Annotated in this window: 16 protein-coding genes; 3 read left to right on the plus strand and 13 right to left on the minus strand. The window is 52.2% G+C overall.

The window, feature by feature from the left end:
• Positions 1-6 precede the first annotated feature (6 nt).
• Together NGM66_RS02620 and NGM66_RS02625 are read left to right on the plus strand one after the other, a co-directional pair.
• Positions 7-771, plus strand: a complete 765-nt coding sequence (locus tag NGM66_RS02620) for an exodeoxyribonuclease III (protein ID WP_208910411.1) — start codon at positions 7-9, stop codon at positions 769-771.
• A 31-nt stretch (positions 772-802) separates the two neighbouring features.
• Positions 803-1,339, plus strand: a complete 537-nt coding sequence (locus NGM66_RS02625; protein WP_125575707.1) for a 3'-5' exonuclease — start codon at positions 803-805, stop codon at positions 1,337-1,339.
• Positions 1,340-1,525: 186 nt separating this feature from the next.
• Here the strand turns inward: NGM66_RS02625 and NGM66_RS02630 are convergent, their stop codons facing one another.
• The 5 genes from NGM66_RS02630 to NGM66_RS02650 all read right to left on the minus strand — a co-directional run bounded on the left by NGM66_RS02630 (position 1,526) and on the right by NGM66_RS02650 (position 6,074).
• Positions 1,526-2,545 carry an aldo/keto reductase gene (locus tag NGM66_RS02630; protein WP_258115364.1) on the minus strand — a complete coding sequence of 340 codons (1,020 nt, stop codon included), beginning with the start codon at positions 2,543-2,545 and terminating at the stop codon, positions 1,526-1,528.
• Positions 2,546-2,625: 80 nt separating this feature from the next.
• A complete protein-coding gene (locus NGM66_RS02635) occupies positions 2,626-3,144 on the minus strand; it encodes a GNAT family N-acetyltransferase (protein ID WP_208910415.1) in 519 nt (172 codons plus the stop codon).
• Entirely contained in the window at positions 3,141-3,614 is a 474-nt protein-coding gene (gene tsaE / locus NGM66_RS02640) for a tRNA (adenosine(37)-N6)-threonylcarbamoyltransferase complex ATPase subunit type 1 TsaE (protein WP_208910417.1), read from the minus strand. The genes NGM66_RS02635 and tsaE overlap by 4 nt, the downstream gene beginning before the upstream one ends.
• Before the next feature lie 718 nt (positions 3,615-4,332).
• Positions 4,333-5,307, minus strand: a complete 975-nt coding sequence (pta, locus tag NGM66_RS02645) for a phosphate acetyltransferase (protein WP_208910419.1) — start codon at positions 5,305-5,307, stop codon at positions 4,333-4,335.
• Between the two features lie 47 nt (positions 5,308-5,354).
• Positions 5,355-6,074: a uracil-DNA glycosylase gene (locus tag NGM66_RS02650; RefSeq protein ID WP_125575702.1), complete on the minus strand. Its 720-nt coding sequence runs from the start codon at positions 6,072-6,074 to the stop codon at positions 5,355-5,357.
• A 124-nt stretch (positions 6,075-6,198) separates the two neighbouring features.
• On the opposite strand from NGM66_RS02650, the gene NGM66_RS02655 reads away from it, so the two are divergent.
• The gene (locus tag NGM66_RS02655; protein WP_208910421.1) at positions 6,199-6,759 is read left to right on the plus strand and encodes an LURP-one-related/scramblase family protein; all 561 of its coding nucleotides are present in this window, start codon (positions 6,199-6,201) and stop codon (positions 6,757-6,759) included.
• A 166-nt stretch (positions 6,760-6,925) separates the two neighbouring features.
• On the opposite strand, the gene NGM66_RS02660 is transcribed toward NGM66_RS02655, so the two are convergent.
• The 8 genes from NGM66_RS02660 to NGM66_RS02695 all read right to left on the minus strand — a co-directional run.
• Positions 6,926-8,689: a MucBP domain-containing protein gene (locus NGM66_RS02660; RefSeq protein ID WP_208910423.1), complete on the minus strand. Its 1,764-nt coding sequence runs from the start codon at positions 8,687-8,689 to the stop codon at positions 6,926-6,928.
• Between the two features lie 433 nt (positions 8,690-9,122).
• Entirely contained in the window at positions 9,123-9,866 is a 744-nt protein-coding gene (locus NGM66_RS02665) for an amino acid ABC transporter ATP-binding protein (protein WP_208910425.1), read from the minus strand.
• Between the two features lie 88 nt (positions 9,867-9,954).
• A complete protein-coding gene (gene smpB, locus NGM66_RS02670; protein ID WP_208910432.1) occupies positions 9,955-10,428 on the minus strand; it encodes an SsrA-binding protein SmpB in 474 nt (157 codons plus the stop codon).
• A gap of 15 nt (positions 10,429-10,443) precedes the next feature.
• Entirely contained in the window at positions 10,444-12,840 is a 2,397-nt protein-coding gene (rnr, locus tag NGM66_RS02675) for a ribonuclease R (protein ID WP_208910434.1), read from the minus strand.
• 17 nt (positions 12,841-12,857) lie between these two features.
• Positions 12,858-13,601: an alpha/beta hydrolase gene (locus NGM66_RS02680; RefSeq protein WP_208910437.1), complete on the minus strand. Its 744-nt coding sequence runs from the start codon at positions 13,599-13,601 to the stop codon at positions 12,858-12,860.
• 84 nt (positions 13,602-13,685) lie between these two features.
• The gene (secG, locus tag NGM66_RS02685) at positions 13,686-13,922 is read right to left on the minus strand and encodes a preprotein translocase subunit SecG (RefSeq protein WP_125575696.1); all 237 of its coding nucleotides are present in this window, start codon (positions 13,920-13,922) and stop codon (positions 13,686-13,688) included.
• 95 nt (positions 13,923-14,017) lie between these two features.
• Positions 14,018-15,574, minus strand: a complete 1,557-nt coding sequence (locus NGM66_RS02690; protein ID WP_208910439.1) for a ClC family H(+)/Cl(-) exchange transporter — start codon at positions 15,572-15,574, stop codon at positions 14,018-14,020.
• Positions 15,575-15,635: 61 nt separating this feature from the next.
• Positions 15,636-16,209 (minus strand): LPXTG cell wall anchor domain-containing protein (locus NGM66_RS02695; RefSeq protein WP_258115366.1); only part of this gene is annotated, 574 nt, incomplete at its 5' end.

The raw sequence follows: 16,209 nt of genomic DNA on the forward strand, positions 1-16,209 counted from the left end.
CGAAAATTGAAATTTATTTCTTGGAACGTGAACGGGCTACGCGCAATTGTGAAAAAGAACTTTGGTGAGACCTTTAAGGATCTGGATGCGGACTTCTTCGGCGTGCAGGAAACCAAGCTGCAAGAAGGCCAGATCGACCTTGACCTGCCCGGCTACTATCAGTACTGGAACTACGCCGAACGCAAGGGTTACTCCGGCACGGCACTCTTTACCAAGCACAAACCGTTAAACGTCATCTACGGTATCGATGCGCCCGACTTCGATCATGAAGGCCGAGCCATTACACTGGAATATCCGGACTTTTATGTGTTAACCTGTTATACACCGAATTCCGGTAGTGGTTTGAAGCGGCTGAACTTTCGGATGGGCTGGGAGGAAGCCTTCTTGGCCTTCATTCAAAAGCTAGACGCCAAGAAGCCCATCATTTTCTGTGGGGACCTAAACGTGGCCCACACGGAGATCGACCTGCGCAATCCCAAAACCAATCACAAGAACGCCGGCTTTACCGACGACGAACGGGAAAAAATGACGCACCTGTTGGCCTCAGGCTTTACGGACACCTTCCGTTACTTCAATCCTGACGCCACCGACCGCTACTCCTGGTGGAGCTACCGGTTCCACGCCCGCGACAATAACGCCGGCTGGCGGATCGACTACTTCATCACCAGCAATCGTCTCCAACCGCAATTACAGAAGGCAGAAATTTTAGACCAAGTCATGGGGTCGGACCACTGTCCCGTTGAATTAGACGTGGACGAACTGACCGTCTAGCCCCGGCATCATCAGAGAGGAAGATTATTCAGTGAACTTTGTTGCCATGGATTTTGAAACCGCGAGTGGCAAACGTTACAGCGCCTGCTCGCTAGCATTGACCATCGTTCGCGACAGCCAAGTCGTCGATGAATTTTATTCGTTGATCAAGCCTGATACGGACTTTTTCTGGCGCAACGTCCAGATTCACGGCATCCACGAACGCGACGTTGCCAACGCCCCGACCTTTCCTGAGGTTTGGGAGCACGTTGCCCCCTTCTTCCAACGCGATCGCCTCGTCATCGCGCACAACGCGCCCTTTGACAACGGGGTCTTACGGAGCAGTCTGGAGCACTACAACCTGCCACCAGCCCGTTATTTGACGTTAGACACCGTCAAAACCAGTCGGAAGTTCTTCCCGGAATTTCCGAACCACAAGTTGGACACGGTCTGTGATGAGTTAAACATCGACCTACACCATCACCACAACGCGCTGGATGACAGCCTGGCCTGCGCCAACATCCTGCTGTACGAAGCCAATCATTTTGGCACCCAGCCGTTGAAGTCATTTGTTAAGGTGACGGCTTAAACCGACAGAGCTAACAGGGTGCCGTAAACTTCTGATTTAGCTAATCTTAGCAGGTAGGCGTTTTCAACCTGTCAATCAACGACACAAAACCCGTAGATCAGTCGCATTCGTCGCGATTGGCCTACGGGTTTTTATTTTGTCCGGCCACCACAGACACCCGGTCAAACCAGCTTGTTCAACAGCACGTTAGGCCTTGGCAGACCAGTCGATTGGGGCTTGAGCCGCCAAGATATTGTCAATGGCTGTGAGCTCTGCTGCACTGAACGTCAGATTCTCTAGCGCCGCCACATTGGCCACCACCTGTTCCGGTCGGCTGGCGCCAATCAGAACGCTGGCGATTGCCGGTTGCCGCAGGTTCCATGCCAGCGCCATTTGCGCCAGGCTCTGTCCCCGGTCCGCCGCCACGGCATTGAGCTGCTTGATGGTTCCCAGCGTTTGTTCGACCTGGGCTGGGTGGAGGAACGGAATCGTGGCCTTCATGGCGCGGGAGTCGGCGGGGATGCCGTGCAAATATTTGTTGGTCAATAATCCCTGGCACAACGAACTGAAGCTGACGGCGCCCTTCTTTTCCGCAGTCAGTTCCGGTAAGACGTCCGTTTCAATCTGCCGGTTCAAGAGGTTGTAGCGCGGCTGGTCGATAATAAATGGCGTATGTAAGTCCTTGAAAATGCCGGCCATCACCTTGATCTGCGCACCACTGTAGTTGGATAAGCCAACGTACAGCGCCTTGCCTGATCGAACCAATTGATCCAGTGCCAACGCCGTTCCTGCCGGATTGGTCTGCGGGTCCGCCCGGTGGCTGTAGAAAATGTCGAAGTAATCCAAACCGGTCCGCCGCAAACTCTGGTCGGCGCTGGCGATGATACTCTTGCGTGACCCCCAGTTACCGTAGGGTCCCGGCCACATTACATAACCCGCCTTGCTGGCAATCACTAGTTCGTCCCGGTATGGCTTCAGGTCCGTTGCCAACATTTTACCGAAATTGGTTTCGGCGCTGCCTGGTTCTGGTCCGTAATTGTTGGCTAGGTCAAAATACGTAATGCCTAAATCAAAGGCCTGCTGGACGATGGCCTTTTGGGTGGCATAGGCATCCACACTGCCAAAGTTATTCCACAGCCCCAACCCAATTGCCGAGAGTTTGAGGCCGCTGTCGCCGACCCGGTTATAAACCATTTTTTGATAACGCTGTTCATCTGCACGATACATCTGACACCCTCCTCAAAGCGAATCGCTTTAAGTTAAGGATACCGCTTTCATGGTCGCAAAAAAAGCCCGGTCTCACCGAGCTAGTCTTGTCCTGTAATTTGGTAGACCATTTCGACTGCCGTGACCTGTTCACCATCATCATCGGTGACCAGCTTGGGCGGCGTCGCGGTCCGGGTGAAACCTAGCTTCTGGTACAACTTCATCGCCGCCACGTTACGGGTCTGCACGATGAGCCCAATCGCCTGAAGCGCGCTGGCTGTATCGGCCCAGTAAAGCGCTTCATCGACCAGGGCCGTGCCAATGCCCATGTGCCAATATTTTTTCTCCACCGCAATGCCTAATTCACCGACATTGCCCTGAGGCGTGGGCGAGATGGAGCAGACACCCAACAGCTGATTCCCCAAGCTCGCCACCAGCAACAAGTGCCGCGGGCTGTGCGTGATTTGGGTCAGCTGGTCGGCCTCTTGGGCGGCACTGATCGGGTCATCAGCGTCGGCGAGGGTAAACGTATCGCTTTCTTGCTGCAGCCGGTCGAGTAGCGTCAACAATTGCTTGGCGTCGGCTGGATTCGGTAAGCGAATAGCGACTTCTTCACTCATTTTTGGCTGTCCTCCAACTGCTGAACTAATTTTTCAAAGCGCGCACCAACCGGTTCAAAGGTCAATTTTCGCTGATTTTCCCCAGCGGCATCGTCACGTTTAAAAATGATGCGCAGATACTGTGCGGGCAGCTCGTCGGCAATAAACTTTGACCATTCGATCACGTTCACGCCATCCCCGTTGAAGTATTCATCGAGCCCCAGTTCATCGCCGCTACCGTCTTCTAGCCGGTAAACATCCATGTGGTACAGCGGGATGCGGCCACTCTGATATTCCCGAATAATCGTAAATGTCGGGCTCTTCACGTTACGCTTGATGCCCAGACCGAGGGCCAATCCCTTGGTAAAGGTCGTCTTGCCCGCCCCTAGATCACCATCGAGCAAGATCACATCTCGCGGTTGCAAGGCGGGAGCCAACGCTTGGCCCAACGCCATGGTTTGTTCCGGACTCGTTACGGTCGTTTCAAACATACTTACTTTCCCCTTTTTAACGAATTTCTATGACGCTTACTTAAATGAACAGCACTATTTATCCCGGTCGGATAGCGTCTTTACCGCTGAAATTTGTGAAACCAGAATGCCTCCACCAGCCAGCAGTTCCGCCTGCTCTGGGGAACGCCTCCAGACTGAGAAACGGTCTTTCGGCTCGCTTCAAAGTCTCGCAAAATCGGCGAGTCTCTGAAGTCGTCCCACCCAGTAACCTGGCAAACAACGCCAGCTAACTGGGTCGACACAGCTGGCTCCACTGCCGGCTGCCTCCGGCGGGGTAGTGCTTATCAATAACACTGGATCAGATTGGATTTGACTGTTGCCCAAACAGTGTCAAGGATTGGACTGACTGGTGGTAAATCACCCCTGTAGCCGGGAGTTCGCCAAATATGAGCTCACCCGTGGGAGTTCCCTTAGCGGCATGATTCACGCCGGTTAGGGAACTGGCGACTTTGAGACGCGGTCTTCCGGCTCAAAGTCGAGGAGTCGAGACCGCCCTTTGGCTCGGCCCGTCCGCCCACCGCGTTCCGGCTCATATTTGGCGGACGGGAGGCGGCTAGTCACCGCCAAATCAAGTGACGCGTTAACCTGGTGATCAGTAACCATTTTCCCATCAGAATAAATAATACCCGGACTGCTGATAAATAGCAATCCGGGTATCTTTTAATTTAGCAATTCATTTGTGTCCAGTAAATAAATGCTAGAGTGATTGGGCTGCGGTGATGATGGCAACCTTGTAAACGTCCTCTTCGTTGCAGCCACGAGACAAGTCAGAAACAGGCTTGTTCAGGCCTTGCAGGATAGGACCGATGGCTTCAAAGCCACCAAAGCGTTGGGCAATCTTGTAGCCGATGTTCCCGGATTGTAATTCTGGGAAGACAAAGACGTTGGCATGACCCGCAACCTTGGAGTCTGGGGCCTTTTGGGCACCGACGCTTGGTACAAAGGCAGCATCGAATTGTAATTCACCGTCTAATGGCAGATCAGGTGCCGTTTCGTGGGCAATCTTCGTGGCTTCTTGAACCTTGGTGACCATATCACCTTTGGCAGAACCCTTGGTGGAGAAGCTTAACAAAGCAACCTTCGGGTCAATGTCAAAGACTTTGGCCGTGTGGGCACTTTCAATGGCAACTTCGGCCATGCCCGGTGCATCCAACTCAATGTTGATGGCGCAATCAGCGAAGACGAAACGTTGGTCGCCCTTTTGCATGATGAAGGCCCCACTGATTCGGTGAACGCCTTCCTTGGTTTTAATGATTTGTAAGGCTGGCCGAACCGTGTCACCGGTTGCGTGAACGGCACCAGAAACCATGCCGTCTGCTTGGTCCATGTAGACCATCATCGTCCCAATGTAGTTGGGATCCTTTAACATTTCAGCAGCTTGTTCTGGCGTGTTCTTGCCCTTCCGCCGTGCAACCAAGGCGTCTAACATGGCCTTGTGTTGGTCAGCAGGAATGGCTTCAGGATCCAGCAAGGTCACTGGACTTAAGTCAATATTGTTGTCCTTGGCAGTCGCTTCAACATCACTTTGCTTGCCTAATACGACGGATTTGATCAGTCCGTCAGCGGCTAACCGACTAGCGGCGCCTAAGACCCGCGCATCTTCTCCTTCAGGGAAAACGATGGTTTTGTTTTGTCCATTAATCTTTTGCTTGAGACTATCAAAAAGTTCCATAGATAATGACCTCCATAAAATATCCCACGAATCAATTCTCTCTCAACTTATGCTTGGTTAGATGCTGAGTGCGGCCCCTCATCGACGGAAACGTGCTCTGGCAGTTGCCAGTCGATCGGTGTTTCACCCAATGATGTCAGTGCGATGTTGGTTTTGGAAAATGGTTTGGACCCAAAGAAGCCGCGGTAAGCGGACAACGGACTTGGATGGGGCGCCTGCAAAACGATATTGGTTTGCGTATCGATCAAACTGATCTTCGACCGCGCGGCGCTACCCCACAGGATAAACACCACAGGTTCCGGCCGTGCCGATAATTTGGCAATGGCCGCATCAGTCAGGCGTTCCCAACCTTTTCCTTGATGAGAAAAGGCCTTGCCGTCGCGCACGGTCAACACGGAGTTCAACAGTAAGACACCCTGCTTGGCCCAGCTTTCTAGATAACCGTGGTGGACGGGCTTGATGCCCAAGTCACTCTCGAGTTCTTTATAGATATTCTGCAATGATGGTGGAATCGGCGTTCCCGGTAGGACCGAGAAGCTACAGCCGTGCGCTTGACCAGGGTTGTGGTACGGGTCTTGACCCAAGATCACCACTTTGACCTGGCTAAACGGCGTCCACTCGAACGCAGTAAAAATGTGATACATGTCCGGGTCGATTCGGTAGTGCTGATACTCTTCGACCAAGAATTGGCGCAATTGTTGATAATACGTTTGCTCAAATTCGGGCTCGAGCACCGGCCACCAGTCATTATGAATAAACGGTTTCATTCCCAACACCTCGCTTTTTATTCTATCATAATGGCCGGCTAAATGATATTATTGAACGGCTTCTTGTGAAACATGTTAGAATGAGACTAATAAGATGCTAGTCAAGATTCAAAGGAGGGTCCCCATGCGTACACTGTACCTAAATCAAGCCGCGCTGTCAGCGAAGGCCACCACGGTCATTCGCGATACCACGAATCACTCTCGCTACTTGTTAGTTGGCAAATGGGGGTTGCGTGCGGACGTCTTATCTGTCTACACAATTGCCGGTGCCCTTGAAGCGGAGGTCAAGCAAGAATCATTGGGCCTCCTCCCCCGCTTTCGGCTAATCTACCATCGACAAACGGTCGGCCGCGTCGCCAAAACCTTTGGCGTGATTCGCGAGGTCCTGTTTGTCCGCGGCTTGAACTGGATCATCATGGGCAATCTGAACAGCGGTCACTTTAAAATTTATCACGGTCGCAATCTCATCGCGACTATCGATCAGGTCAGCCAATCTGGCGGGGGCACCACGGCCCTGGCCATCGATCAGCCGGACCACGAGGCGCTGGTCATTTGCCTGGCCGCAATTCTCGACCGTTGGGCCAAACATCAATCCAAGGCGTTTAATCCGTTGCGGAGTCACGCTTGGACGCCTGCAACAGGCAACGTGGCGCAGTTCCGCGCTAAAGATGATCGGCGGCGTTAAGGACGTAACTGGGCTGAAATTGTGTTATCCGCCTGCCGTCCGCCAAATATGGGTTGGAACGCGGTGGGCGGACCGGACCGAGCCAAGGTTCAAACTTTAATTGCAAACAAACAGCCATCCAACGAGACTTGACGTCTGATTGGATGGCTGTTTTATTCGTGCCCGATTACGGGACAATCACTAATTTCTTATTCGCAGAAACGTACTGGCCGTTGGTCAATTGGAACCGTGTGGTCTTGTTGTGGGCGACAATTTTCTTGACCTTGAGTACTTGCCCCTTGCGGTAGTGCTTGACCTTGGTCTTCAACGCCTTTTGCCGGTAACCATTGAGACCGGTTGCCAGGACTTTGATCTTGGCCTGCTTCTTGGCGTAGTACACCGGCGCCACATAGCTGGCTTTGGCGGTGATATAACCAGTCTTGCCTGCTGACTTTGACTGGTGGTTCACGTCACGGACCTTGTAGCGTAAGTTGCCCTGCTTCGACTCGGCAATGCCGGTCACCACAAACATCGGCCGGTTGGTCCGTTTTTGCTTGCTGTACCAGTGTTTGACGGTCTGTTTGCTAAAGTTCTTGCCGCTGTATAGGCCGATTTTCTTGGTGGCATATACCACGCTGGCCACTGGTGCGATGCCAGCCGCATCCCCGCCCGATTGCAGGCTTTGTTGGTAGTGGAAGGTCACGGTCTGGGCTTGATCGGTAAAGGTGCCGTTGGTCTGGCCATCCGTCTTGCTCAGCCGGTAGCCGGCAAAAGACAGCTGGTCTGCTTGATAGGTCTCACCTACGCTACCGGTCAAGACTTGGTTATTTGCCAGTTGTTTGCCTTGTTCGTCCAGATAACGCACCGTCACGGGTTGGGCCTGACTGGTCGTCGGCGGTGTAACTGGTGGTGTCGTCGGCTCAATGACCCGATTTACCGGTTGCCAGACGTAGGTCTCGACGCCAGTGGGATTGTTGTCCCCTTTTCGGTACAGGTCCGTAATGTCGTTGCCTGTCGAGAACTCTTGTCCTAAAGGATTTTTCAGGGTTCCCGATCCAACAGCTTGCCACAGACCGGTGGATTCATCTGGAATTTCCTGAGCATCATTTAAACCTGGATGTGATGCTGGATTCGATCCCCAGTAGCTATTTGGTCCCAGAGTAATTTGCTGGATCTTTCTTGCATAATTGAACATCGCATACCCTGAATAGGTTGCTGGTGGTGCAAACTTTTCCAGATTGATTTTAGTGATACCAGAACCATTCAACATAAAGGGCGCGCTTGATAGTTTGCTGAATGTCCCGTTCTTAAAGTCAATTTCATCCAAGTTTGCTGCTCCAAAAAACATCGAGCTGATGTTCACAACATTATCCGTATTGAAATTAGACACATCTACACTCGTCAATGCTGTATTCTGATAAAACATGTTGTTCATAACGGTCACATGACTCGTGTCAAAGTGAGAGACATCCAGACTGGTCACTGCTGAATCCTGATAGAACATGCTATGCATATCCGTCGCCGCAGAAGTATCCAACTGGTCTAAGTTCACAAATTCCTGGACGTTGGGCAACTCACCAAAGAGCGTGCCGGCATTGGCTGCAGTTTTAATCTTTCCGTCAAGAATGACCCGCTTCACTAATTTTCCGGCCGCGACTGCATCATCATTGGTCGGATTGGTCACGCCTTGTTGCAAGGCAATTTGGGTCGCAAGTTGTCCGGTGTTGCCTGGTATCGCCGGCGTTTCTTCCAGTGTCCCTGCGCCTAAGTGCAGGTCCCCCGCGGTCGTCAAATACCAATGGACCCCATAGTCACCTTGGTACTGAATCTCATCGGCCGTTGCCGCCTTAGCGGTGATGACGGCCGGTTGGTGCGGCGTGATCATCTGACTGACTGGTTGCCCCATCCCAATTGTTAATCCTAATAGTAGTGTTGCTGCTTGCCATTTCATGGTTAGCCCCCCTCAACGTGTAGCGATTTACCTTGCAGCGCCTCACCGTGATAGTAAGCGCTTCTAAAAAAGTGATGGTTCGCAGCGGTGCCGGCCTAGTCAACGTCCGGCAACCGTCTTCTATTCTGCTAGTGCTAGTTCCAAATCATGTTTCGTCCGCCACACGGCCCGTTGGCAGGCACAGCGAAAGTTAATCTGTATACTAGTCACCCTGTTCACCTGTCATATAATAACACGATTTGTTAACAATTCCAATTACTTTTACTCATAATTTTTATCTAGTGATAATATTGTGGTGGACCAGCAGCCTAGACCCGCGTCACTAGCGGCTTTACGTGTTTCTTCAGTCAATTAAAAAAGCGTGCTTGAGAACACTGCCTCAAACGCGCCGATGCCACAAATTCACTTAACTGCCATATACACTGCCACGGCCTTACACATTCAATACTTTATTCAAGAACTCTCGCGTCCGCGGATTTTGCGGATGGTCGAAGACTTCGCTGGGCGTCCCCGCCTCTTGGATAATGCCGTCGTCCATGAAGGCGACCCGGTCGGCCACATTCTTGGCAAACCCCATTTCGTGGGTCACGACCACCATGGTCATCCCCCCTTCGGCCAGATCCTGCATGACCTGCAAGACATCGCCAACCATTTCGGGGTCCAACGCCGACGTGGGTTCGTCGAACAACATGATCTCTGGTTCCATGGCCAGTGCCCGGGCAATGGCAACCCGTTGCTGCTGCCCGCCTGATAGAGAGTGAGGCATTGCGTTAGCTTTGTCCGCCAAGCCCACCTGCTCCAGCAACTTTTCGGCCCGCACCTTAGCGTCCGCCTTGCTTAGTCCCTTCAGTTGAACGGGGCCCAGCGTCACGTTCTGCAACACGGAGAGATGGGGGAACAAGTTAAAATGTTGAAAGACCATGCCAATGTTTTCGCGAATCCGGTTCAAATCGACCTTGGGGTCACCAACCCGTTGGCCTTCGACCAGGACCGTCCCGCTCGTCAATTTTTCCAATCCGTTCAAGCAACGTAAAAAGGTACTCTTCCCAGAACCTGAGGGTCCAATCAAACACAGAACCTCCTGGGCTTGCACGCTAAGATCAATGCCCTTCAACACTTCGTTATCACCAAACGCCTTGTGCAGGTCCGTCACTTGAATCTTTGGTGTCGTTGTCATCCTATTAACCTCCCAAATATACCAATACCTATTTTATGTAAAAAGGGACAGCCGAACCAACCAAGTTCAGCTATCCCCTTTATTTTAACTAGTAACGCTTCATGACCCGCGCAATTTGCCGGTCTTGTTCACGTCGCTTAATGGTCTCACGCTTATCGTACTCACGTTTCCCATGAGCCACGCCGATCAACACCTTGGCAAATCCGTGCTTCAGGTACATCCGCAACGGAATCAGGGTGACCCCTTTATCCATCGTGGCTTGCCCCAGGCGGCGGATTTCTTTCTTGTGTAACAGCAACTTCCGGTTCCGCAGGGGATCGTGATTGAACCGGTTTCCTTGAACGTATTCACTGATGTGGACGTTCATCAACCACGCCTCATTGTTGCGCACCTGGGCGAAGCCGTCTTGCAAGTTCACCCGGCGGGCACGTAACGACTTGATCTCGGTTCCCGTTAAGACGATCCCCGCCTCAATGGTTTCTGTGACCGCGTAATCGTGCCGCGCCTTGCGGTTTTGCGCCAAAACGTTATCTGGTGTTTTCTTGGTCTTTTTCTTCGCCAAGTTCAGTCACCTCGCTTAGTGCCGACCACCTTGTGAATTGTTGCGGTGTTGCCCACCGTTGTTGTTCCGGTGTTGGCTGTTATTGCCACCACGTGAATTCGATGATCGTTGATTCCCGTTGCGGTGATTGCCACCGTTACGGTTGCCCCCACCATGGTTGTTGCCATGGTTATTGTTATTGTTCCGACCGTGGAAATTACCCCCACGTGACCGGTGTTCCCGGTGTGGCAGTAAGTCACTGGTTGGCGCACTTTCAGGGTTTAATAATTCAAAGTCGATTTCACTTTGTTCTTTGTCGACGTGGATGACCTTGACCCGGATCTGTTGACCGATTCGATACGTCCGTCGCGTATTCCGACCGACTAAGGCCAGGTACTTTTCAACGTATTCGTAGTAGTCATCCTGCATCCGACTAATGTGAATCAGGCCTTCGATGGTGTTTGGCAATTCGACAAACATCCCGAACTTCATCACGGAACTAACTACGGCGTCAAATTCTTCGCCGACGTGATCAGCCATGTATTCAGCCATCTTCATGTCGTTGGTATCCCGTTCAGCATCGATGGAGCGCCGTTCCATTTCAGACGTGTGGACCCCGATTTCTTCCAGGATCGGTGCAAATTTTTCTTTGCTAGCCTCACCCGTTCCGTGGTCTTCGTAGTAATGGATCATCCGGTGCACCATGGTATCTGGGTACCGCCGAATCGGTGACGTGAAGTGGGTGTAGAATTCCGCGCCCAACCCAAAGTGACCCAAGGATTGATCGGCGTAACGCGCCTGCTTCAAGCTCCGTAACATCATAACGGAAACCATGGCTTCTTCTGGCTTGCCGGCCACTTGCTTTAAGATGCCTTGTAACATCTTTGGCCGCAGGTGGTTCGGGTCACCCTTAACGTTGATCCCGAAGGCCGTTAAGAATTCGAAGAAGCTCCGGACCCGGTCGCCATCTGGCGTTTCGTGGACCCGGTATAAGAATGGTACCTTGGCACGGAAGTAGTGTTCGGCAACCGTTTCGTTAGCCGCCAGCATGAAGGATTCAATCAAGCGTTCAGCCACACCACGCGTCCGCAATTTTACGTCAATAGCGTGACCCTTGTCGTCGACGATGATTTCAGCTTCGCGGTCATCAAAATCAATGGCCCCACGACGCTTACGGTGCTTAACCAAGATCTTGTGCAGCTCACCCATGGCTTCAAACATAGGTACGAGAGACTTGTAACGGTCCATGGTAACGGGATCATGGGCTTCCAAGATCTGGTTAACGGCCGTATAAGTCATCCGTGCCTTAGAGCGCATCACGGACGGGTGGATCCGGTGCTTAACCACATTCCCGGATTCATCGATTTCCATGTCACAGCTCATGCACAACCGCAATTCGCCCTCATTCAAGGAACAGATCCCGTTGGACAGACGCCGTGGCAACATTGGAATAACCCGGTCAGTCAGGTAGACACTGGTCCCCCGCTTGTAGGCTTCCTTGTCTAAGATGGAGTCTTCCTTGACGTAATGGGAAACGTCGGCGATGTGGACACCCAGATGGTAGTTACCATTAGGCAATTTCCAAACCGTCACAGCATCATCCAAGTCTTTAGACGACTCGCCATCAATGGTGACCAAGTCTTGGTCCGTGATGTCCTCGCGTCCGGCCATTTCTTCTGGTAAGACGTGATCTGGAATCTCGTCAGCGGCCTGCATGACCTCTTCAGGGAATTCAGAAGGAATGTTGTGTTGGTACACGATTTGTAAAATATCGATACCCGGGTCATCCACACTCCCGATGACTTGCTTAGCAATCCCCACCATAGCGTCAGGATGCTCAGCACTTGGATATTCGGTAATTTCAGCGGTGACGACCTCACCTGGCGTTGGGTTCAAGCCGACAGCGGTCACGTAGAACTTGTACTTCATGACCTTCTTATCGGTCAACCGGACTTGACCCAGGTAGCCGTTATCGTCGTCGGTCTTAAAGAATTCCCCAACGACTTGCTCGTAGTGGTGTTCCACGATTTCGGTGACCTTACCTTCAGGACCCTTACCACTGCGCGGATCGCCCGCCCGAATGATTTCAATCTTAACGGTATCGCCATTCAATGCCCGCAACGTGTTGTTGGGTGCAATATAAGCGTCTGGTTCAATCTTGTTTTCATCATATGCCACGAAACCAAAGCCCTTGTCATTGCCGTGAAAAATCCCGGTCAATGTCCGTTGGCTTGGGTCCAATTGAAAATGCCCGTGATCGGTCACTTGGACCAACCCGTCGCGTTCCAATTGCGCAAGCTCCTGCACGATCAGCTTGAAAGCCGCTGACCCGTGGTAATGGAGTGCGTCAGAAATGTCTTCTACTGTGTAGCTTTGTTCCGAATGTGCTCGGAAGAAAGCTGTTAAGTCTGTTTTTAATGTATTATCTTGCACTATCGATTCCTCGTTATTTAAAAGATTGTTTGGAGATAAGCTAAAATGTCCGTTTCTAAGGCATGGTGCGCCGAGTTGACGGTCAACACGTGACCGGCACCGGGGTACTCATGAAAATCAGTTTGATTGGCCGGATAGGCGTCCGCTAACCATTGACCCGAACGGGGATCGATCATCTGATCTTGGTCCCCTTGGGCAATGAAGACGCGCTGCTTGATCCGGTCTAAATGCGTTGCTGTCGTGTCCGTAAACGCTTGGATCGCCGTTAATTGGGCGTTCAAGTGGTCCTTTAACCAGGCCACCCGTTGCGCTTGGTCATCGCCAGTAATGTTTTGCTCCCGGTAAGTCGCCTGCGCCATCTGAATGAACGACGCCGGTACGTTGGTCTGTCCCCGAAAGATGACGGGGGAGGCAATCGTCCCACCACCCAGCAACTCTGGGTATTCCTGGAGCGCGCGGGTCGCAAATAGCCCGCCGAGTGACAAACCAAAGATAGCGATCCGCTGATAGCCGCTCTGCCGTAGCTTGGCAATTGCGTCTTGCGTATCCTGCCACCACTGCTTAGGCGACCCCAGCCGTAAAATATCGGCGGGATCTCCGGTGGCGTGGCCGGTAAAGATCGGTGCCAGCACGGTGTAATTTTCACTCTGTAAACGCCGTGCCAGGATGCGCATATCATTGGAACTTCCGGAATAAGCGTGCAGTAGGATCACTGCTTGAGGCCCCTCTTCAAAGAAGAGCGGGGCTGGTTTTCGAATCATGTAAAACCACCACTTTCCGCAATATTAACATTATTCTGTAAAAAAGCCCCCTGTAACGAAAAACAGGAGGGCCTACATTCTACTCTAGTGTGAAGATAAATAAACTAAAGCCATTGCCAGCCCAAAGAACAGGGCCCCTAAGACGACCGTGACTTTTTGCATGAAGGCTTCAAAGCCACGGGGCTTCGCCTTAGCAAATAAATCATCCGCACCACCAGATAAAGCGGATAATGCGTCGTTGGTCTTAGCTGGTTGCATCATGACTGCGATGATGATCAACACAGCGACAATTAAGATACAGGTCATTAAAAAGTTATACACGAATTTGCCTCCTACCTATCGAATAGGTCTAATAGGTCTAACTATACCTTACCAATTTATCATAGTCGGCCACTTTTTACCAGCCCCCCGCTCGTCTAATCGGGCAATTGTGCCGAAGAATCGTTTAAGTGGGTAAGTTGTTGCCGGACGTAAGCACGATTATTTTGGTAGGTAAAAATCACTAAAATGTCGCCAGCCCGCAAAATCGTATCGCCGTGCGGAATCACTGACCGTTCCCCCCGGCGCACGCTGACCAGCAGCGACCCGGTTGGCCACACAATATCACGGACCTGTTGTCCAACCAAGTCGGTCCCCTCATCGACCGAAAATTCAATGCGGTCGGTCGGCCCGACATCCTTGGCTTCAGCGGGCTTGACCATCTGTTCCAACATGGCTTCATAGATTGGTGCCCCACCAAGCACATCGACCGTAATGTAGGCCACAATGGCAACCACGGCCAATGGCATCAGGTGATGCAAGGTCCCCACCATTTCGGTAATCAGTAAGATGGCGGTGAACGGTGCTTTCGAGATACCGGCAAAGTAGCCAGCCATGGCGTAGATAATCAAATTGGCCACATAGATGGCTGGTAACCAACCGATGGCCACGAAGATTCGCGCCCCAATGGCCCCTAGCAACGCGCCCAGCGCCAAGATCGGCAGGAAGATTCCCCCGGGTAACCCGGAGCTGTAACTAATCGTCGAGAAGCAGAAGCGCAAGATAAAGTAGCCAATCAGTGGCAGCAGCAATGGCGTGTGTTTGGCAAACAGAACGATCATCCCGTTACCACCACCCAAGGCTACTGGCCACAGCAGGCCAATTGGAATGACCAAGAGAAACGGAATAATGCCGTCTAAATGCCGGGGTAACCAGCGTAACTTAGCATACCAACTGGCCCCGCGTAACGTGACCCATTGATAGGCATACCCCAACAGACCCAACCCCACGCCTAAGAGCAATAGCAGCCCGTAGTAGCGCAGTGGGAGCGCGTGTTGGTAAGTGATGTGTAACACTGGGGTCAGGCCGAAAACTTCGTTAGAAACGAAATTAGCCACCACAGCGCTGGTCAATGAAGTGAGCCATACCAGCGTCGAAAAGTTATGATAGACCTCTTCCAGAATAAAGAGGGTCGACGCAATCGGCGCGTTGAAAGCCGCAGATAACCCGGCAGCGGCCCCACCGGCAATCAGCAGGCGTCGTTGACTACCAGTAAACCGGAAGCCCTCAGCGACCCCTTGTGCCACGGTCCCGCCCAACTGAATCGACGGTCCTTCCCGGCCTAAGAACAGCCCGGAGCCAATACCTAAGATACCACCGAAGAATTTCTTCCACAGGACTGGCCACCAGGCATAATCCATTTCACCGGCCAATTGGCCTTCAACCTGGGGAATCCCAGAACCCTTGATCATGGGTGTTTGCTTGGTCCAATGGCCAATCAATACCGCCACCGCGACCAATAGCAATGCCCAGGGAATCAGCCACAAGGGATTTTGGCCAAACCAGCCATACAGGCTCTGCATGAGTTTAAGTAAATGTTCAATAGCTAACCGAAACGTGCTCACGACGGCCCCGGCCAATAACCCCACGATACTTCCGAAGAAGATGGCGCTGAGTCGGGTAAAATCATGTTGGGTCCGTTGCTTTCGTTTCATTAGGCGATTCCTCCACAGTTTTTAAAGTCTAAATACCAGTTTAGCACAGATTGGCACAGACCTACTGATGAATTCGCCGGTTACGCCAAATTCCGGTAAAACCGAGGAGCAAACTGCCAAGGGCTACGGCTGACCAGTTGGATTGTCCATCCGTTTGAGGCAACCGAGTGTGAGTGGCGGTTTTCGCTGTTGTGTGGCGGGCAAGCGTTTTGTCTGGCTGCGTTGTGGACTGATGGTGCCGGTTAGTAGCCGGCTTATTCTCTACCGTAGTTCCCTGATGCGTAGCTGATGCCGTACTGGTAGCGGATTCCTCCGGGGCAGCTTCCCATAAGTCTAACGCCGAATGGTGCGCCCACGGCCGCGGTTTAGTTGTCGCCGGCAAATTGGTCGCCAGGGACTGATGAACTGGCGGTTGTGGTTTAATTACTGGTGCTGGTTGCGGCTTCATTGTTGGTACTGGCTGCGGCGTGCCTACCGGTGCCACGGGTGGTATTGGTTGAACCAGTTGCGGCGTCGGTTGTGGTTTAGGTGTATTTGGTGTTGGTGTTGGTGTTGGTTCTGGTTCTGGTTCTGGTTCTGGTTCTGGTTCTGGTTCTGGTTCTGGTTCTGGTTCTGGTTCTGGTTCTGGCTTCGGT

The organism is Levilactobacillus yiduensis, assembly GCF_024718525.1.
In the GTDB taxonomy this organism is placed as follows: domain Bacteria; phylum Bacillota; class Bacilli; order Lactobacillales; family Lactobacillaceae; genus Levilactobacillus; species Levilactobacillus yiduensis.